The organism is Acinetobacter sp. RW6, assembly GCF_041956835.1.
Lineage (GTDB): Bacteria > Pseudomonadota > Gammaproteobacteria > Pseudomonadales > Moraxellaceae > Acinetobacter > Acinetobacter calcoaceticus.
The window spans coordinates 3309836-3328777 of the sequence record NZ_CP167121.1 but is presented as its reverse complement, the minus strand read 5'-3'; the positions used below and the strand labels follow the sequence as shown (position 1 = coordinate 3328777).

Below are 18942 nucleotides of genomic sequence, written 5' to 3'. Positions count from 1 at the left end.
ATGGACTTAAGATTTACATCATCAATAACGTATTCGAACTCTAACTAAGCTCTATAATATCCACTTAAATTTAAAGAAGAAAATGATCATGTCTTTAATAGAAAAAGTTGTTCCTGTGGTATTCAGGGAAAGTAATAATAACTTGGAAATTTTAGTATTTAGACATCCGTTAGCAGGAATTCAAATCGTTAAAGGTACAGTGGAACATCAAGAAAAGTTAGAACATGCCGCTTTGCGCGAGCTTTATGAAGAATCTGGAATAAAGAATGCTCAAATTCATTCATACCTAGGTAAACATATTCCTTCAGAGGCAGGGCCTGATTGGCATGTTTTTGTATGTACTACACATGACGCTTTACACGACACTTGGTCACATTTTTGTGAAGACGATAATGGATTAACTTTCGATTTTTTCTGGCACTCTTTTTTGAGTCCTCCAACAGAAGAATGGCACCCTCTTTTTAAAGAATTATTTGAATTTATTAAATCTAAATATCAGCTCAACTAATCAAACAACTTAGGCCTCTGTGCCACAACAGACTTTAATTTTTTGCGCTGATTTAAAGTAAGAAACCATTGCAACACAGAGATAAAGGGGCTAAGCCAAACGCTTAACCCATACTACTTTTGTCACACCGCTGCATGACGCTAAAAAAAGTAGGGGCAAAGTCCTGTGGGAGAACAGGACTTTGCAAACTGACATGTTCTAGGCGCTGCATCAGCTTAGGGGAGTAGGCTTGTTCAAGTCGCTGGTAAATACATTCACAACTGGTTTTGCTGTGCCCACCCGACAGGCAAATTTTTTCAAAATCCTGCTGAGTGTGTAGGTTACAACCCGAAATACCTAGAATGAAACTTAAAGCCAAAATAGGTTTATAAATTTTCATATTATTCTCATAATGATTTATATCTATGAGTCGAATAAAATATAATTAGTTTTAAGGTTTTAAATAAATTTTTAGATAATAATTAACCCTCCTGTAAATATAGGAAAATAAAATAATTTAAGTTTTAAAATAAAAAGAATTTATAAATTTAAAAAATAGAGTACAGGAAACCCAAATTTTAAATAAATAAAATGATTAAATTGGAGAGGGAATAAATTTGAAAAGTGTCATGGTCAACTCCTTAAAAAATGGAGTCCTACCACCAGATCACCGTCAATTGATTATGGTGGTAGAACGAAAGAGGGTTGACAGACTGGAAACAAAGGAACCAGCACACACAAAGGTGTCCCCCTTCCGCCCTACCATAGAGAAAAAGGGGGCGAACGAGTTCCCGACACACAAAATAAGAATTTTGCATATCGACTTTGTTATTCGCGGTCTGTCATAACCGACTGGCAATGTAGGCCAGCAACGAAATAATAATCGGTGATTTTAATTACGTCAATTTAATATTTAAAATATTTTTGATTTAATAATAAAACTAAATATATTTTTAAAATAATAGAGTTAATGTTTATATTTAATTAGAAAAAATAAAGAATAAAATAAGTTGTGCATGCAATGTTATTAACAATAGAAATTCATCATCTTATAAATAAAAATATTATAGGTGACTACCTTTATTCTAAACTTTTAAGCATTTCTTTCGCATCTACATCGCCTGTATTGGCAGCTTGCTGGAACCATTTCTTTGCCATTTCTAAGTTTTTCGGCGTGCTTTCACCATTTAAATACATCTGGGCCAAGTTGTACTGGGCATCACTTTCGTCATGCTCGGCCGCTTTGGTGTACCAGTTAAGCGCCTGCTCATCACTTTGGGTGACGCCGTGACCTTTTTTATATAGCTGAGCTAAATTATATTCCGCGGGTGGATAGCCTTGCTCGGCAGCACGACTAAACCATTCAAACGCCTGCCCATAATTTTGCGCAATTCCTTCGCCCCTGTCATATAACACTCCTAAGTTATATTGCGCTTTAGCATGGCCTTTGGCCGCAGCCTTATTAAAATAATCAAAAGCGCGCTTGGCATCTTTTTCTACGCCCGTGCCTGTGTAATACATCATGCCTAAACTATATTTTGCGCCCACGCTTCCATTTTGATCAGCCGCAGTTAGCCATTTAAACGCTTGTTCATAATTTTTAACAACGCCTTGTTCACCGCTTAAAAGCATCATGCCCAAATGATATTGAGCAACGGGTTGCCCTTGTTCTGCACGATATTGAATATCGGCGACACTCGGTTCAGCAAATGCTGAAGAATGAAGTGAGAAAATCACGGTAAATATATAAAAAGCAGACTTTTTTATTTTCATATCTCATCCTGAACTTTATTAATTTGAATATTTATTTTCTTTAATATCTATTTGAATATAAAAGAAAAATGTTGAATATATCTGAGTGGTTTATAGAAATTTAAAATGATCTAATTTTACGGTTTAAATATCTATTTAATAAGAAGTTAACCTAAAACAGCATATTTAGACCAGTTACATTTTGAAAATGAGTATAGATAGACAGGTTAGTCTTTTTTTAATTAAAATGCGGCCTAAATATAAGTTTGATTGATAATAAAAATGCAGATGAGTGTGTCGAGTATATTGGAGCGTTTAGGCCTTGTTTCACAAAATCGCGCTGTTCATATCCAATTCTCAAATCAGTCTTTAAATCAGCAAGTCTTCTTACAACGCGTTGAAGGCGAACATACGCTTAATCAGGGCAGCGTTGCTGAATTACTATGTCTGTCGACAAACGCCCATATTGCGTTAAAACAATTTATCGGCTGTCAGGTTGCTATTGATCAAGTCACTGACATGGGCCAGTTCTTTAGAACCACAGGCATTATTACCGAAGCAAGCGAAGGCAAAAGTGATGGCTCACTCACCATTTATAACCTCACCTTAAAAGACCCAACTGCACTCTGGCATAAACGCCGTAATAGCCGCGTGTTTATGAACAAAAGCGTGCGCGATATTAGCGAAATTCTGTTTAAAGAATGGCAAGGTAAAAGCCCATTATTTGCCTCAAGCTTAACGCTCGACACGGCAGGGTTAAGCAAAGACTACGATGTGCGTCCGTTTGTGATGCAGTCTAACGAAAGCGATTATGACTTTTTAACCCGTTTGTGGCGTAGCGAAGGCATTAACTGGCTAGTCGATGAATCACAGCTTTTGGTCGCTGATCCGAATGCGTCCATTCAGCCACAAGTGCTACGCTTAATTGACGATAACCAAAATTATCAAGCTCTTGAACGCCGTAGCCTACGTTACCAGCGCAGCAGTGCTACAGAACAGTTCGATACCATTACGCAAGTTAAGTCAGAACGCCGTTTACAGCCGACATCGGTTCATGTGCAACGCTGGCAAGCCGATGCCCTCCAACAAGAAGAAGGGAGTGGCAGCGTACAAGGTACGCAAAAACACAGCGAACACTATGACAATGCGAGCTTAAATCTTGAAGATGCATGGCATGTCAGCCCCGCGTGGATGCAGGACTTAAACGGTGAAGACCAAGCCACCGCCTCAGGCAATAGTCAGATTGAACAGTTCAATCAGCACATCAATGCTTACCACCACCTGAGCTCTAAACAGTTTACCGTTTCAGGCAATGTCCGCGATGCACAAGTGGGTTACTGGTTTGAACTGAATGATCACCCAGAACTTGAGCGCCACGACAGTGCTGACAAAGAGTTTTTAATCTTAAGCAAGCACTACTATAACCAGAATAATTTACCGAAAGAATTACAACAGCAACTCGAGCGTCTGTTGCCAAAAGACAAGCTCAAAGCTGCCCAACTCGACACGCAAAATCCTGAGCAGCGTCACTTTGCTGAGCTGAATGTCGTTCGACGCAACATTAAAGCTGTGCCTGAATATAGTCCGCTAGAACACCGACCAGCCGCTTATCCGCAGCGCGCTAGAGTGGTGGGGTTGGAAGGCGAAAGCATCCATGTCGACCAGTGGGGACGCATTAAAGTCCGTTTCTTGTTTACCCGAAATGACGACCATAGTCATGACGGTGGAGCTGGAAGTAACGACAATGACACCGACTCGGCTTGGGTAGATGTACTCACCCCATGGGCGGGTGCAGGTTATGGCGCACGCTTCTTGCCACGTGTCGGTGAAATCGTGGTCATTGATTTCTTTGACGGTAATGTTGACCGCCCATTTGTGGTGGGCCGTATTCATGAAGCCGAACGTCACCCGACCCAGTTTGACCAGAAAGGTCAACTCCCCGACACCAAAAAACTCAGCGGTATCCGCTCAGAAGAAGTCGATGGTAAGGGCTTTAACCAGCTACGTTTTGATGACACCACGGGACAAATCAGTGCCCAGCTACAAAGTAGCCATGCTGCAAGCCAGCTCAACTTGGGTAACTTAAGCCATCCAAAAGACAAGGCGGAAAGTGATGGTCGAGGTGAAGGTTTCGAACTCAGAACAGACCAGTGGGGGGCAGTTCGAGCTGGCAGTGGTTTACTCGTTAGTACCCATAAACAGGATCAAGCTCAAGGCGTACACCTTGATGCAAATGAGGCCAAACAACAAATTGAAGGTGGCCTTAGCAATGCCAAGGCACTCAGTGAAGTTGCCAAAAATCAACAAACTGACCCTTTAGAAAATTTAGAAAACCTAAAATCCTTTATTGAAAAACTTGAGCAGCAAGACAATGCAAAAGCCAAAACTTTCAAAGATGCGATTATGCTGTTGGCGAGCCCAAATAGCATCGCGCTGAGCAGTAACGAAGACATTCACTTAAGCGCAGATGGGCAGCTAAACCAAACTGCCGGAGACAGCATTAATCTGTCTACCCAAAAGAACTTGATTGTACATGCCCAAAATAAAATCAGCCTTTTTGCAGCTCAAGAAGGCGCAAGACTATATGCAGGCAAAGGCAAAGTTGAGATACAAGCGCAAGGTGATGGCGCAGATTTAATTGCCCGTAAAGCGGTTCAGATTATTTCAGCAGAAGACAAAATTGAAGCGACCGCAGCCAAAGAAATTGTGCTCACCGCAGGCGGCTCTCAAGTCAAAATTACCAGTTCGGGCATTTTTATGACTACAGGCGGTAAGTTTGAAGTGAAGGCTGGGCAGCATTTGTTTATGGGAGGCGGGAGTGCGAATGCTAATGTTCCGGCGTTGCCTAAATTAGAATTTGCTCAATCTCCTTATTCTGCTCAATATCAATTGTTTAAGGCTGATGGGAGAAATTTCCAAGGATATAAATATTTTATCCATGATTCAAAAAATAATTTAATAAAGCAAGGTATTACTGATAATCAAGGTTTTACTGAACAATTAGTGACAGAGAGTAGAGAAAGGATCGTAGGTTATAAGTCTCTAATGAGAGAAAGTGAGCGTATTACTGAGAACTGGGATGCTAAGTTAGAACAGATGGCTAAGAAAATTAGTTCAGTAGGAAAATAATTATGCTTCCTGTAGTGATTGGAATAATTGAACTAGCTGGATATGCAATAACGGCATATGAATTATATCGTACAGCAGCAAATGCTTATGATGAGGTCAAAAACTATCAAGATAATATTAAAAAGGCAAAAGAAGAAATCAAGAAAATAATGAAAAATCTTGATAAGGAGATTACTGATAAGATTGATCGGCAACGTGAAAAAGTATTATTAACGACTTTGACTACAGGTGATAAACAAACTAATACTACAAAGTCGGCCTCTGGAAGACCACAGGTAAAAAGTAATGTAATTACTGCGGCAATAAAGCAGAAAATTCCTTTTAGACCTATTATTAGCCAAATATGTGAGAAAGCAGATCATTTGCCGATGATCCAGTTAAGAAAACAAAAAGGTAAAAAATTAAAAGATGTTATTCCTAAAAGTAAAGTGGATATTGTTGCAAAGTTATTAAAAATGACGGCTCAAGAATTAGCCGGAGCAAGTGTCGACGAATATATTATTGTTAGATTAAAGCAGCTTGCCGTAAACTTCATGTTTGAGTTTATGGATGAGCTTCTAAAGTGGCGTAGTCCTTTAAAATCAGAAGTATGTTTTGGTTATGATATAAAAACTAAGAAATATTTAGCCCCTCAATTAGATGGTCAGACACGTATTAAAAGAGTCGGTTCAGAATTAAATCCATTTTGGCCAATGCCATACAAAGGAAAAGGAATAATAGGAGCAGATATTATTATTCCTGAATATCGTGGTGAACCTTTAACTTTGACTAATATTTTTGCACTGGTTGAAATTAAATTTCAAAATGATGTGATTAAAGATAGTCAATTCCAAGCATATAATGACTTGAAGCTACAATGCGCAAAAGCCAAATTTACTAGCAAAGTTACTGCCAATGAAGGGTTTAAGCTATCATTGTTCCGATATCCTGAGGATGCTGGAATGCTAGAAGAGAAGAAACCAGCACAAAGTAAAACTAAAGGAGGTACTGGGAAAAAATGAGTACATCGGAATTATTTTTATCTGAAAATGAAATTAAAAATTTTTTATCTGAATTTAGTCAGAATAGTGATTATATCTATGGTTATGAAGGGGAAGAGTTTGGTATTTGCCCATTTATAACATTCTATATTTTAAATAGTGATGATGAGGTGCTTTTAATTGCAGATAAAATTTTATCTGTTTGTAATGTTTTTGAAGAAGAAATAATTGATAAACCACTAAACTTATTCTATCGAAATAAAGATAGCCATTGGAAGAAAATTGTTAAAAAGAAACCAAATAAGAAAGATATAATCACTGACGTGACTAAAACCTTAGACTCAGATTTATTTTATTTTATTGGGGCATCAAGTGCTGACTCAAATCTACAAAGTGCACAATGGGCATATTCGGCGATGTTATCACAGGCTAGCGCCTACTCTTATTTAAAAATTACATTTAGTAGTAAATGGTATAAAAATAATAAAAATAAGTGGGAAGAATTTGTTGAAAGATGCTTGAAAGAATTTAATCCAATTCAATCATATAGTGGATATGAAATTGGAAATAGTACCCAACTATCATCAATTTCTCCAGAATTTGAAACAGCAGAAAGAATATTTACCGATTACTTTTATGGATTAGATATTGATCATCCAGCTGCAATGGCATTTCATTCTCATTATGATGAAGATGGTTTTGAATATTTACCTGTTCTTGGAGCTGGGTTACGAACTCCAACATGGTGTTTTTTACTTTCACATTATTGGATAGAAAAATTAGGGCTCAGTGAAGAACAAATTCGTTTAAAACTTAATGATCCACGGATTGAGATTACAAAACTTCCAGATGTAACTAACCCTGAAAAATTTAGTCTGTGGATTCGACTTGGAGAATTATCACTTTATCCAGTTGAAGAGGGTATTCCAGATTTATTGGTGATGGCAAATGAGCTTATTAAACCAATTCGTTGTAATGATTTAAAATTAACGACTTTAGATGCATGGGACGATGATCCAAACCCAAGATTTGATATAGAGAACTCTCCACAATGGATTGCTCGTTTTGATGAAGATAGCCATTGGCCGGATGGGAAACGGATCAATAAGGTTAGCAATTTACCATTAGAAGAAAAACTTAAAGTGAAAGGTGGAGAGTTATGCCCACAAACTGGCTATTGGCAAACACCAGCACAACCAGACGAACTACAGTATTTTAAACAAGGTGAAATTCTACCAATCCTTTCTGAGTTGGATTGGGGAGAAGTGTTTTGGTATTGGATGGGGAAATAGCAAAAATGACTTTAAAATACATTCGAGTAGGAATGATAGGAAGGTTTGTTGATAAATAGGGCTGGAGACTTATTATGAAGAACTATTTATCTTTATTTATCTGCATCTCTACATGCCTATTTTTAATTGCATGTAAACCAACCGATTATAGTCTAAAGAACCAAAATCAAGATGTGATAACCCTTCATTTTGGTGAACAGGGCATGCAGGATTTTAGTAAAAATAGTACTACTCCAGTTGATCGTCAGCCTGCAGGGATGAATTTTTTATCATTAGATTGGACTCCACCAAAACTAGGTCGAGTACGTGTGATTACTGAAAAGAGTAATTTAGAAATTGAAAATGTAATCAGTGTGCTAGGTACACAAGTAGCTCGACGAAGCAATGATGGTATTCAAATCATGGACATTAATGCTAGCTTGCATCCAAATGAATATACCACGAGCCAAGAAGCCTATACTGCTTATACTAAATTAGTGCATCAGATTAATGACAAACAATGGAAGCAGTATTTTTTACCTTTTAGTGCTCGAATTGATAAACAAGATAATCTAAAGCATATGACTGAAACTATGGGTGAGGTTATAGATCCAACTTATATCTTAAGTTTTAAAGAATGGCAGGATGTTCTTTCGAAAACAAATAGGTTGGTATTTAATTTGTATAATGGGGATGTGGAGTTGGGTATTAGTCTTCGACAGACTTATAAAGATGATAAAAAAGAACAGTATATGGTGAGGTACAGCTTTGAAAACTTTAAATATGCAGGGCGAAATGCTATCTCTGATACAGATAAGATGAATTCAGAGCAGTTAAAGCAAGCATTTGAAACTGAAGTTGCCAATAATAAGAAAGCCCGTAAAACTGAAGAAAATAATATGAAAAAAGAGGGTTACCATATAGATGAAAGCTATATAGACCCAGATATTTGGCCTTATGTGCAATAAACTGTAAGAAGCGTAATTTATTACGCTTCTTCGGTCATAAGAAATAATTTTAAGCCGCTTGAATTGCTTCTCCACAAAGAGAAACGGTTTCTTGTTTACGTTGGTGTAAGTACCAGAACTGCTCTGCAATGGTTTCGGGATGTACTGTGTACGTTTTATCTTGAGCGCCTGATGTCCCATCAACAAAGCCATTCACAATGACTTGGCTCACGTAAACATTTGAGTCAGCTAGACTATGAGCAAGTAAGTTGGTGGTTTTATATTGGGCGGCAGCAGTAATTGCTAATGATGAATATTCTTTGGCAACTAAATCTATTCCGACCGCATCGAACGCGAAAATTCCATTTGTCGATAAAATGCTACCATGATTTTTTTCTAAATCACGTAGGCAAGCTTGTACCGTAGCAATATAGCTCGAAACACGAATATGAAAGCTTTTGGTGAGCTCCAGTGGAGGGGTTTCTAATATGTTGCCTTCAATATCATGGAAAGCATTCCAATGAATATTTTTAATCTCTCCTAATTGATCTTTAATACGTTTAATAAGATTTGGTATGTTTTCAAGAACCGCTAAATCACATGTAAAAGCGTAAGCTTCAATACCATGCGATCTAAGCTCTAAAATGGCTTTTTCGAGTTTTTCGGCATTTCGTGCCACTAACCCGATTTTATAGCCTTCTTTACCAAATTTATGTGCTACGGCTTTAGAAATACCTGTTCCATAACCAAAGATTATAATATTGTTGTTCATTATAAAGTTCCAAAAACCAATTATTTGGTTAGAAATAGTTTATAATATGTTTTTATAATGTATTCAAGCGAAAAAGTTATCTATAAAAAATAATACTGAAAAGAGCAAAACAAAAAATCTTAAAAGCAGTAATGAGTAAGTTTGGTTTGAATGATCCAGATGGGACAACGATTGATGAAATAATTTTTGTAGTTTGACTTCTCTATCCTCCTATTATAAATTAATTGGAACGATCGTTCCTATTAAGTCTGCTTATGCGAACAAAAGAATTTGAAACTGATGAAATTGCTGATGCAGCCATGCATGTTTTTTGGCGCCATGGATATGCAGCGACTTCGGTTCAAGACTTAGTTGAAGGTACGGGATTATCTCGAAGTAGCCTTTACAGTACCTTTCAGAGTAAACAGGGGTTATATCAACAAGCATTACAACGCTATGAACTTTTAACCACACTTAACAATGTGAAGCTGTTGTCTGGTTCAGGTTCACCGAAAGCCCTTATTCGGCAATTACTGATAAATGTGGTTGAAGATGAGCTGAATGATTCAGAACACAAAGGCTGTCTCGTTGCAAATGCGTGTTTGGAACTGGCTGGCCATGATGAAGATGTCGCTCAATTTGTTGTAAGTAATCTACAGAAAATACAGCATGCTTTAGAGAGTTTATTAATTAAAGCTCAACAATCTGGCGAAATTGCTTCTACCCAAAACCCACGTGCATTGGCAAGTTTCTTTCTAAATACTATGCAAGGTTTACGTGTTTTAGGCAAAGGCAGTCCTGTTGAAGAAAGAAAACAATGCTTAATGGATGTGGTCGAGATTGCTTTAAACGTTTTATAAAACTCATTTAAACCTTAACTATTGTTGAGCTGGATAGTTAAGGTTTTTATTTAACTTAAATTGGAATGATCATTCCATAATAATGATTTTTAATTTACATGGAGAATAAATGTCTTCCTATCCTAACGTTGTAAAACAAGCGTATAGCTATGCAGAGCATGGTCAGTCCGCTGAAAAAGAATTTGAGAGTAAACCCTTATGAATATTAAGAGTGATGAAACATCTCATCAGTTAAGTGAAGAGTTCTCTGCTCAATTACCGATTTGGAAACTATTGGCTTTTACAGTTGGAGGTTTTCTGACCATCATGACAGAAACCATGCCAGCAGGGCTTTTGCCCCAAATCAGCCAAGGGCTAAATATTTCAGAGGCATACGCAGGGCAGCTTATAGCAGTGTATGCTTTGGGCTCAGTTTTAGCGGCAATACCTCTGATTAGTCTTACTCGTAGTTGGAATCGGAGACCCTTGTTACTCAGTGCGATTGCAGGGTTACTTTTATTTAATGCGATTACTGCCTTATCAAATGATTATATTTTGACTTTGATTGCTCGTTTCATTGCAGGTATGGCGGGCGGCGGGCGTTATTTGGGGGCTTTTAGTGGGTTATGTAAGGCGCATGGTCCCAGCATCGTATCAAGGCCGAGCTTTAGCAATTGCTGGGGTTGGGCAACCGATTGCTTTGTCTATTGGTGTTCCTTTGGGTGCATGGTTGGGAACGCTGTTTGAGTGGCGTGGCGTATTTTGGATAATGTCTTTATTGGCATTGATTTTATTTGTCTGGATACGTTTTGGTATTCCTGATTTTGTGGGACAGTCAGCACAAAAAAGGTTGCCCATTTTAAAAGTTCTTTTAATGCCCGGCATTAGAGCTGTTTTAGCAGTCGTATTCCTTTGGATATTAGCCCATAGCATTCTTTATACTTATATTTCGCCTTTCTTGGCTTCGACAGGGCAGGCATACAAAGTCGAGACGATACTTTTTGTATTCGGTATTTCTTCAATTGTAGGCATCTTGATTACAGGTGTGTTTATCGATCGATCATTAAGAAAAATAACGCTTTTAAGCTTATTTATCTTTGCAATCGCAACAGCGCTCTTAGGTGTTTATAGTTCTTCAAGTTTTGTCGTACTGGCGGGTGTAGTGTTATGGGGAGTAACTTTTGGTGGGGCTCCGACCTTATTACAAACAGCTTTGGCAAATACTGCGGGACACGAAGCAGATGTCGCACAGTCCATGTTGGTCACTATGTTTAACCTTGCTATCGCATTCGGTGGAATGGTTGGCGGTGGGTTACTTGAAAGTTTTGGCGCAGCTTCTTTTCCATGGATTATGTTGGTTTTTGCTCTCATCGCGTTATGCACTGTTTACAGTGCTCGTAAGCATGGTTTTATTTCTTCATAAAAAGATTTTTGCCCTTCATGACTGAAGAAGTGAAGGGTGATTTAATTTTTATATTTTGATGCAATGCTATAAAAAATAGTTAATGACTTGGTAAAATAAACCGTAAAATACAAATAAAGTGGAATTTAAATTTAACTAATTATACTGAAATGGTAATAAATTCTTTTTAATTTGCTTAATGGCGTAAAAATTCCCAAAAATATTTAAAATTAGCTGTTCTTAGAAAAACAATCCCGCAGGGTGCTGGCTAAACTATATCTCAAGGGTGTGATAGGGATCGAAAAGAGTAGCATGCACCAAAACGTATAACGTTAGTGTGTACTCACCCAAAAGGTCTCGATTCGGCTTAGGACGCTATAGATCAAAAGTTTATAGGCATAAGGTTCTAACTTACAAAGTTATAATTGTTGAAGTAAACCATAGATGTTTTCCCTTGACACCCTAAAAAATTCTCTATAATAAAAACGATACTTTACAAGAATATAATTTATGAATAAGCCTTATCTTTCTGCCTTGCCGCATGACAGCCAAATCTCATCTCAATTGAACAATGCTTACTTCCACGATTCGTGGAGTATTGTGCTTGGCCAACCAGACCTGAATGTATTTGGGCAGCTTATTAAATTGTTTCAGCATACTCCGCAGTGGATAGAGTGGAGCATGAATTTGCGTAATAAAATTACTTCAAAGATTGGGCTTAAAGATTTAGGAAGTTTTAAGCAAATTGATGCGCATAAAAAAGAAAATGAATATGTAGTTGGTGATCGGATCGGAATTTTTACCTTATTGCAACGTACCGAAAATGAGTTAGTGGTTGGCGATGACGATAAACATTTAAATGTGACTTTATCTATTTATAAGAATGAAAAGACTCAAGTACTGACCATAACCACAGTAGTGCATATTAAAAATTTGCTTGGACGACTCTACATGGTGCCAGTGATTCCTGCCCACCGAAAAATAGTACCAGCCACTTTACAGATATTGGGTTAGAGCACTATTTTTATTTACGATGTTATCCGTTGAAATCGTTTATATAATATCCTTATTATTATAATTGCGAGCTGAATAAAATGGACAATAAAAACCAGTGTCGCCAATGCGCCGTTTGTGGAAAGAGTTTTCCCTTAAAAGATCTGGTTTCGGGTGAAGTCATTCGAGATGTCATTGGTGAAGAAATCTTGAAAGATTATCCGGATTGGTCTTTTTCAACCTTTATTTGTCGTGCTGATTTGGCAGACTACCGTATTAAATATGTGCAATCACTATTACGTTCAGAAAAAGGCGAGTTAACAACTTTAGAAAATGAAGTGATTGGCAGTATGCAACGGCATGAGCTGATTAGTCGAAATACAGAGACAGAGTTCGATCAGAATTGGACTTTGGGTGAAAAACTAGCAGATAAAATAGCCTCTTTTGGTGGAAGTTGGGTCTTTTTAACTTGTTTTGGACTATTTTTAGTGGCTTGGATTATTTTAAATACCGTAGTGATGGTTGTACATCCTGTTGATCCTTATCCATTTATTCTGCTTAATCTGGTATTGTCCTGTTTAGCTGCAATTCAGGCACCTGTCATTATGATGAGTCAAAATCGACAAGAGGTAAAAGATCGGTTACGTGCTCAACATGACTATCAAATTAATTTAAAAGCTGAGCTTGAAATTAGACATTTACATGAAAAAATGGATCATCTTTTATCGCATCAATGGGAAAGACTTGCACATATTCAAGAAATTCAGCTCGATCTTTTATCTGAAATGAATAAAAAACGGTAAAAACTGAATCTGAGTTTCACGTGGAACATAATGAGCTGTATAGAATATTTTGCGGTAAATCGGAAATTTCTTTATGATCTGCCGCCATGCTCCCTTGCTGCTTCTACGACAATGCCTTTAAACGACAACTTTGTTTATGCTCCACCACAAGACCCTCTTTCAATCCTATTTGAAGATGACGATTTGGTCGTGGTTGATAAGCCAGCGGGCTTATTGTCGGTTATGGGGAGGTTGCCTGAACATCATGATAGTGCCTATTTACGGGTGCTTGAAAAGTTCCCTTTAGCTAAAGTGACTCATCGTTTAGATATGGCAACTTCGGGTTTGCTTATGTTTGCTAAACACCGTGATGCAGAAGTCGCGGTAAGTAAAATGTTTCAGGCTAGAACGGTCAAAAAGCATTATATTGCCTTGGTACAAGGGCGAGTAAATCAAGAGGGAAGCGTAGAGGTTCCACTCATTACCGACTGGGAAAATCGCCCGAGACAAATCGTGCATTTTGAGTTGGGTAAGCATGCCAAAACCTTATTTCAGCCTCTCATCTATGATGCAAAAATAGATCAAAGCCGGGTATTACTAGAGCCGGTGACAGGGCGTTCACATCAGCTACGTGTACACATGATGCATATTGGACATCCGATTATGGGTGACAAGTTATACCACCCTGAACCTAAACAATTTCACTTAAACCGTATGGCGTTACATGCCGCATATTTGGCTTTCCAGCATCCATTAAATGGAACCGATGTGGTGATTGAATCGCAGGTGCCTTTTTAAAATTTATATAATTAAAAAAATTAATTTGATGCAATTGGGAACGGAATATATACCCAAACTGCAATAAAAGTCGGGTATTCTTAATGCCGAATAATATTAATACGGCAACAACAACAAGGGATCATATTATGACTCGTGATTACGAACAATTTCCAGATGACGATAACGGCAATGTACTTTGGCAAATGGCCGAAGACGGGGATGATTTAACCGATCTACATGAAATTGAATTTTCTATTGCTTTTCAAGATCAGAAAAATGCAGAGCAATGTTCACTCTATTTACTGTACCAAGAACAAAAGGTTTCACTCTTTCAAGATGATTCTGTTGAGCCAAATGAATGGGTGATTACGGTCTTTGTTAACATGGAACCAGAGTATTCAGATATTGTTGATTTGGAACAATGGTTTACCAGCATCGCTGAAAAATTTCAGGGCGAATATGATGGATGGGGCTGCATGGCCTATGTCTTTGATGAGGATGAAGATGAAGAAGATGACCTGTTGCAGTAAGGTCTAAAATAACGGGTAGGAGATAACATGAACTTATCTCAAAAACAAATTGCTGTACGGTTTTTAGAGCTTGCCGCTGCTGGTGAAGTCGATGAAGCCTACAGCAATTATACTGCTCCAAACTTCAAGCATCACAACCCTTATTATGCGGGTGATGCGACTTCTTTGAAGGAAGGAATGCGTGAAAGCGCGGCTGAAACACCAAACAAAGTCTTTGACGTTCAACATGTGATTGAAGATGGTGATTTGGTTGCTGTGCATTCTAAACTTGAAATGCAAATGAACGGATTAACCACTTTGGCAGTGGTTCATATTTGTCGTTTCGAAAATGGAAAAATTGCTGAGTTTTGGGATATTGGCCAAGTACAGCCCGACCCACTCGTCAATGAAAATGGTATGTTTTAATGAAAAGCCCGAAAATGATTCGGGCTTTTTTATTTTATAGATGAATTAAAATTTCCACTGTGCCGAAATTGAAGCGTTCAGTGGTTCACCCGGTTGAACCCACAAATCACTATAGCTTGAGACATAGTAAGTTTTATCAAACAGGTTATTCACATTGAGCTGATAACGTAAGCGGTCAGATGGGGCATAGTAACCATTTAAATTCACCAGTGTATAACTCGGCAAATTAAAGCCGTTATCTAGGTTATGACCACTGCGCTCACCGACATAGGTGAGGTTGGCACCTACACCTGCCTTTTTCGTGCCTTCTTGCAGAAACTCATAATTGGTGCTGATTGAACCTTGGTGTTTCGGCACATTACTCAGACGTGCACCTTTAGCTAGGTCTTGGTTTTTTTCAATTTGAGCATCGGTATAACTATAGTTGGCATTGACGAGCCATCGATCATTGATCTGGCTATTTAAGTCAAATTCAATCCCTTTACTGCTAACTTCACCAGCGGCTGTTTGGAATGCATTGTCGATTGGATCTGTAGTCAGCACATTCTGTTTTTTCATTTTAAATAGAGCGAGACTAAGTACACTTTGGTCATTTATTTTATATTTTGTGCCGACCTCATAGCTTTCACCTTTTTCAGGGGCAAAGGTTTGTCCATTTCGGTTCATACCGCTATTCATCGCAAATGAACGACCATAGTTCGTATAAAAAGCCCATTGGTCAGAGGCTTTAAAATTTACTCCGAAACGCGGACTATTTTGATGAAGGGTCTGGTTACTTTCGGTCTGAGTCAGGTGATTTTTAAAGTCTTGTTCGACCTGATCAAAACGGTTGCCGAAAAGCACACTCCATTGATCATTAAAAAAGATTTGATCTTGTACATTAAGAGCAAAGTAACGTTGCTGTTCTTTAGTGTTGGTGAACGGTGCTAAATCTGGTAAATATTTTCCATATTCAGGTTGGTAAATATCAATTGTATTTGGCATGCCTGAGCTGTGGTTACGACGAAGTTGATATTGTTGATAATCGAGTTGACCAAGTTCAGTTGAAAGTAAAATTTCATGTCGAGCCCAAGAGGTATCAATTTTGCCAAGTAATTCTGTCTGAGCCAGCACGTCTTCACTTTGATAATCACGATAGCGGCGTTGACGTTCTAAAGTACGACCATCAGCTTGTATGCGTCGTGGTTCGGTCGAAAAGCCGATCATTTGAGCATCTTTATAACTGACGGCACTATTCAGTTTCCAGTCAGAGTTAAATTCATGGCTAAGACGTAGCTGGTAAAAGTAATCTTTTACCTTCATGTCACCATCGTCAGGCTCGCCTGTAAAGGTTTTCGGGTCCATCACAAACTGGTGATTAACGGTGCTTACCCCACGGTCAAAGGTTCCTTTGTGCTCTGTAAATTCACTATCAAAGTCGAGTTGAGTCTGGTCTGAAATTTTCCATGTGAGCTGCGGCGAAAAGAACCAACGTTCACTGCTGACATGATCACGGAAGCTTTGATTATCTTCGTGAGCCACTGCTAAACGATAGGCCAGTTCATCGTTAATCGGCGCAGTGTGTTCTAGACTAATTCGATATTGTTCTTGGCTATTGGCGCGTAAGTTAATTTCACTTTCACGTTCCCACTGTGGCTTTTTGCTATTGAGGTTGAGCAAACCACCTGTTTCTCCACGTCCGTAGAGGGCAGCCATTGGTCCTTTTAAAAATTCTAAAGAGTCAATGTTTACGATGTCTTTGGGAGCACTAATCCCTCGGTTTACACTCAAACCATTACGGATCATGGTAGTCCCTAAGTTTGGATCACCACTAAAACCTCGGAAAGAGTAATTATCCCAAAAACCACCACCATAATTATTCTGATGGAAAACCCCACTGACTAAGGTTAATGCATCATCAATGCGCTGAACGTCTTGTTGTTCCATCACCTGCTTAGAAACAAAAGCACGATTAAAAGGTACATCTAAAACATCATGAGAAAATTTAGTCGCTGAACTATTTTGACTTACATCTTCTTGGGTAGCTTCAGCCTGAACGCGTATGGTTGCCAGTACCGTTGACGTTTCTTCTCCCCAACTGAGTGTCGATATAAACGATAGACCTAAGGAAGACAACAAACCTAATTTGTGTTGCATAAATGAGCAGCCATGAAAGACAAAAGGGATTAAATGTAATAGTATAACGTTACATTATTTTATTGATTATCGCTATGTCTTTAGAAAAAAATATTGAGCGTTTACAGTCGATTGATGCCTTACGTGGTTTGGTCATCTTGATTATGTTGCTCGACCATGTGAGAGAAACTTTCTATTTGCATAAGCAAGTCATAGATCCAATGGATGTCACAGTGACTGAACCTGCATTATTTGGTAGTCGGTTATTGGCACATATTTGTGCTCCGGTTTTTGTTCTTTTAACAGGTGTTTCGGCTTTTTTATTTCATTCAAAAAAACAAGATTTACAGCAAACCCGTGCGTTTTTATTGAAGCGTGGTCTATTTTTAATTGTGTTAGAGCTGACATTGGTGAACTTTGCTTGGACAGCAACTTTTCCACCAGAAGTCATTTATTTACAAGTGATTTGGGCAATCGGTATTAGCATGGTGGTGTTGGCTGGTTGTGTGAGTTTGCCTTTACCTGTTCTTACTGGTGTAGCTTTAGTGATTATTTTGGGGCACAACTTATTAGATTCTGTGCATTTTACAAATGGTTTTTTACAGAATGTATGGTTCGTTTTACACGAGCGTGGCTGGATTGAGTTTGCAGGTATAAAGCTCAGAACAAGCTATCCTGTTTTACCTTGGATTGGTGTTATTTTGCTGGGTTATGTTTTAGGCCAATTCTTTAGTTCAAAATATACTGCAAAACAAAGAAGCCACTATTTATTGAGTATCGGTCTGGCAAGTATTGGATTATTCGTTTTACTGCGTTTTATCAATATCTATGGTGACCAGCCTTGGCAACATTTTGAGTCATTACAACTCACTTTAATGAGCTTTTTTAACCTCACCAAGTATCCACCGTCTTTGCTGTTTATTTTGCTGAATGTTGGAATCGGTTTAATTGTGTTGGTTGCTTTTGAACGTATGCAGCAATATTCATTTTTAAAACCATTGGTAGTGTTTGGTTCGGTTCCTATGTTCTTTTATTTACTACATTTATATGTGTTGAAACTGATGTATGTATTTGCAATAAGTATGTGGGGAGCCAACCATGGCAATTATTTATCGGTTAACCATGTGTGGATGTTGTGGTTAATCACCATTATGTTGTCTGTTGCACTTTATCCAGCGGTTAAGTGGTTCTCGAAGTTTAAGCATCAAAATAAACATATTTCGATTTTAAAATATTTCTAAGTTTCAAAAAGTGGGTAAAGCGAGTTCAATCGGGCTTCGCTTTACTTACTCACATCTAGATATAGAGTTTCTTTGACTTCTTCCATGACCACATAACTATGTGAAGATGCCGAAGCGGGGAGTTTCTTTAACAGATCTCCTAATAAGCGGCGGTAGGCGCTCATTTCCTTTAAGCGAGCTTTTACAAGATAGTCAAACTCACCTGAAATGAGGTGACATTCGAGTACTTCAGGAATCTCGACTAAGTCTCTGGCAACCTGATCAAATACATCGCCTGATTTGGCAGATAACTTAATTTCTAAAAAGACGAGCAAGTTGCGGTCCACATAGGCTGGGTTTAGTCGTGCGAAGTAACCCATGATGATGCCATCGCGTTCAAGTCGTTTGACACGCTCTGAACAGGGGGTGGTCGACAGGTTGACTCTCGATGCCAACTCACTAATCGCAATTCGTCCTTCACGCTGCAAAATATCCAGAATCATGCGATCTATACGATCTAGGGGGCGCATAGATATTTCCTCTTTTTTTAAAATTCTTG

At 38.3% G+C, this 18942-nt stretch carries 17 protein-coding genes and 1 pseudogene; 13 read left to right on the top strand and 5 right to left on the bottom strand.

Annotated elements, in window-relative coordinates; all coding sequences use genetic code 11:
• Positions 1 to 88: 88 nt before the first annotated feature.
• A complete protein-coding gene (locus tag ACB088_RS15755) occupies positions 89 to 508 on the top strand; it encodes an NUDIX domain-containing protein (RefSeq protein WP_375037404.1) in 420 nt (139 codons plus the stop codon).
• A gap of 103 nt (positions 509 to 611) precedes the next feature.
• On the opposite strand, the gene ACB088_RS15750 is transcribed toward ACB088_RS15755, so the two are convergent.
• Both ACB088_RS15750 and ACB088_RS15745 read right to left on the bottom strand, forming a co-directional pair.
• Complete coding sequence (locus ACB088_RS15750; protein ID WP_375037403.1) at positions 612 to 887, bottom strand: hypothetical protein; 276 nt, start codon at positions 885 to 887, stop codon at positions 612 to 614.
• A 680-nt stretch (positions 888 to 1567) separates the two neighbouring features.
• Positions 1568 to 2260: a tetratricopeptide repeat protein gene (locus ACB088_RS15745; protein WP_375037402.1), complete on the bottom strand. Its 693-nt coding sequence runs from the start codon at positions 2258 to 2260 to the stop codon at positions 1568 to 1570.
• A gap of 261 nt (positions 2261 to 2521) precedes the next feature.
• On the opposite strand from ACB088_RS15745, the gene ACB088_RS15740 reads away from it, so the two are divergent.
• From ACB088_RS15740 to ACB088_RS15725, 4 genes are all read left to right on the top strand, one after another.
• Positions 2522 to 5368, top strand: coding sequence for a type VI secretion system Vgr family protein (locus ACB088_RS15740; RefSeq protein ID WP_375037401.1), 2847 nt, complete (start codon positions 2522 to 2524; stop codon positions 5366 to 5368).
• A gap of 2 nt (positions 5369 to 5370) precedes the next feature.
• Positions 5371 to 6369, top strand: coding sequence for a hypothetical protein (locus tag ACB088_RS15735; protein ID WP_004640428.1), 999 nt, complete (start codon positions 5371 to 5373; stop codon positions 6367 to 6369).
• Positions 6366 to 7640: a type VI immunity family protein gene (locus ACB088_RS15730; protein WP_004640430.1), complete on the top strand. Its 1275-nt coding sequence runs from the start codon at positions 6366 to 6368 to the stop codon at positions 7638 to 7640. The genes ACB088_RS15735 and ACB088_RS15730 overlap by 4 nt, the downstream gene beginning before the upstream one ends.
• A 74-nt stretch (positions 7641 to 7714) precedes the next feature.
• A complete protein-coding gene (locus ACB088_RS15725) occupies positions 7715 to 8587 on the top strand; it encodes a hypothetical protein (protein WP_375037400.1) in 873 nt (290 codons plus the stop codon).
• 49 nt (positions 8588 to 8636) lie between these two features.
• Here the strand turns inward: ACB088_RS15725 and ACB088_RS15720 are convergent, their stop codons facing one another.
• Complete coding sequence (locus ACB088_RS15720; protein WP_375037399.1) at positions 8637 to 9338, bottom strand: SDR family NAD(P)-dependent oxidoreductase; 702 nt, start codon at positions 9336 to 9338, stop codon at positions 8637 to 8639.
• A gap of 254 nt (positions 9339 to 9592) precedes the next feature.
• Here ACB088_RS15720 and ACB088_RS15715 point away from each other — a divergent pair, with 254 nt between their 5' ends.
• The 7 genes and pseudogenes from ACB088_RS15715 to ACB088_RS15685 all read left to right on the top strand — a co-directional run bounded on the left by ACB088_RS15715 (position 9593) and on the right by ACB088_RS15685 (position 15048).
• Positions 9593 to 10177 carry a TetR/AcrR family transcriptional regulator gene (locus ACB088_RS15715; RefSeq protein WP_375037398.1) on the top strand — a complete coding sequence of 195 codons (585 nt, stop codon included), beginning with the start codon at positions 9593 to 9595 and terminating at the stop codon, positions 10175 to 10177.
• A 198-nt stretch (positions 10178 to 10375) separates the two neighbouring features.
• Positions 10376 to 11579, top strand: a pseudogene (locus tag ACB088_RS15710) (MFS transporter).
• Between the two features lie 489 nt (positions 11580 to 12068).
• A complete protein-coding gene (locus tag ACB088_RS15705) occupies positions 12069 to 12572 on the top strand; it encodes a DUF2867 domain-containing protein (protein WP_375037397.1) in 504 nt (167 codons plus the stop codon).
• A gap of 80 nt (positions 12573 to 12652) precedes the next feature.
• A complete protein-coding gene (locus ACB088_RS15700) occupies positions 12653 to 13354 on the top strand; it encodes a DUF1003 domain-containing protein (RefSeq protein ID WP_003655668.1) in 702 nt (233 codons plus the stop codon).
• A 111-nt stretch (positions 13355 to 13465) separates the two neighbouring features.
• Positions 13466 to 14131, top strand: coding sequence for an RluA family pseudouridine synthase (locus ACB088_RS15695; RefSeq protein WP_375038817.1), 666 nt, complete (start codon positions 13466 to 13468; stop codon positions 14129 to 14131).
• A gap of 128 nt (positions 14132 to 14259) precedes the next feature.
• Positions 14260 to 14643: a ribonuclease E inhibitor RraB gene (locus tag ACB088_RS15690; protein ID WP_133747947.1), complete on the top strand. Its 384-nt coding sequence runs from the start codon at positions 14260 to 14262 to the stop codon at positions 14641 to 14643.
• Positions 14644 to 14670: 27 nt separating this feature from the next.
• On the top strand, positions 14671 to 15048 hold the full coding sequence (locus ACB088_RS15685; protein WP_209735216.1) for a nuclear transport factor 2 family protein: 378 nt from the start codon (positions 14671 to 14673) through the stop codon (positions 15046 to 15048).
• Positions 15049 to 15093: 45 nt separating this feature from the next.
• On the opposite strand, the gene ACB088_RS15680 is transcribed toward ACB088_RS15685, so the two are convergent.
• A complete protein-coding gene (locus ACB088_RS15680) occupies positions 15094 to 17184 on the bottom strand; it encodes a TonB-dependent siderophore receptor (RefSeq protein ID WP_375037396.1) in 2091 nt (696 codons plus the stop codon).
• 74 nt (positions 17185 to 17258) lie between these two features.
• Between ACB088_RS15680 and ACB088_RS15675 the strand changes: the two genes are divergently transcribed.
• Positions 17259 to 18404, top strand: a complete 1146-nt coding sequence (locus ACB088_RS15675) for a DUF1624 domain-containing protein (protein ID WP_375037395.1) — start codon at positions 17259 to 17261, stop codon at positions 18402 to 18404.
• Between the two features lie 41 nt (positions 18405 to 18445).
• On the opposite strand, the gene ACB088_RS15670 is transcribed toward ACB088_RS15675, so the two are convergent.
• Positions 18446 to 18913 carry an Lrp/AsnC ligand binding domain-containing protein gene (locus ACB088_RS15670; RefSeq protein WP_003655656.1) on the bottom strand — a complete coding sequence of 156 codons (468 nt, stop codon included), beginning with the start codon at positions 18911 to 18913 and terminating at the stop codon, positions 18446 to 18448.
• Positions 18914 to 18942 lie beyond the last annotated feature (29 nt).

Excerpts from the sequence above, each read along its gene's own strand:
- ACB088_RS15715 (WP_375037398.1), top strand. The coding sequence starts at position 9,593 with ATGCGAACAAAAGAATTTGAAACTGATGAAATTGCTGATGCAGCCATG.
- ACB088_RS15695 (WP_375038817.1), top strand. The coding sequence starts at position 13,466 with ATGCCTTTAAACGACAACTTTGTTTATGCTCCACCACAAGACCCTCTT.
- ACB088_RS15670 (WP_003655656.1), bottom strand. The coding sequence starts at position 18,913 with ATGCGCCCCCTAGATCGTATAGATCGCATGATTCTGGATATTTTGCAG.
- ACB088_RS15700 (WP_003655668.1), top strand. The coding sequence starts at position 12,653 with ATGGACAATAAAAACCAGTGTCGCCAATGCGCCGTTTGTGGAAAGAGT.
- ACB088_RS15720 (WP_375037399.1), bottom strand. The coding sequence starts at position 9,338 with ATGAACAACAATATTATAATCTTTGGTTATGGAACAGGTATTTCTAAA.
- ACB088_RS15680 (WP_375037396.1), bottom strand. The coding sequence starts at position 17,184 with ATGCAACACAAATTAGGTTTGTTGTCTTCCTTAGGTCTATCGTTTATA.
- ACB088_RS15750 (WP_375037403.1), bottom strand. The coding sequence starts at position 887 with ATGAAAATTTATAAACCTATTTTGGCTTTAAGTTTCATTCTAGGTATT.
- ACB088_RS15675 (WP_375037395.1), top strand. The coding sequence starts at position 17,259 with ATGTCTTTAGAAAAAAATATTGAGCGTTTACAGTCGATTGATGCCTTA.
- ACB088_RS15745 (WP_375037402.1), bottom strand. The coding sequence starts at position 2,260 with ATGAAAATAAAAAAGTCTGCTTTTTATATATTTACCGTGATTTTCTCA.
- ACB088_RS15735 (WP_004640428.1), top strand. The coding sequence starts at position 5,371 with ATGCTTCCTGTAGTGATTGGAATAATTGAACTAGCTGGATATGCAATA.
- ACB088_RS15690 (WP_133747947.1), top strand. The coding sequence starts at position 14,260 with ATGACTCGTGATTACGAACAATTTCCAGATGACGATAACGGCAATGTA.
- ACB088_RS15705 (WP_375037397.1), top strand. The coding sequence starts at position 12,069 with ATGAATAAGCCTTATCTTTCTGCCTTGCCGCATGACAGCCAAATCTCA.
- ACB088_RS15755 (WP_375037404.1), top strand. The coding sequence starts at position 89 with ATGTCTTTAATAGAAAAAGTTGTTCCTGTGGTATTCAGGGAAAGTAAT.
- ACB088_RS15685 (WP_209735216.1), top strand. The coding sequence starts at position 14,671 with ATGAACTTATCTCAAAAACAAATTGCTGTACGGTTTTTAGAGCTTGCC.
- ACB088_RS15730 (WP_004640430.1), top strand. The coding sequence starts at position 6,366 with ATGAGTACATCGGAATTATTTTTATCTGAAAATGAAATTAAAAATTTT.
- ACB088_RS15725 (WP_375037400.1), top strand. The coding sequence starts at position 7,715 with ATGAAGAACTATTTATCTTTATTTATCTGCATCTCTACATGCCTATTT.
- ACB088_RS15740 (WP_375037401.1), top strand. The coding sequence starts at position 2,522 with ATGCAGATGAGTGTGTCGAGTATATTGGAGCGTTTAGGCCTTGTTTCA.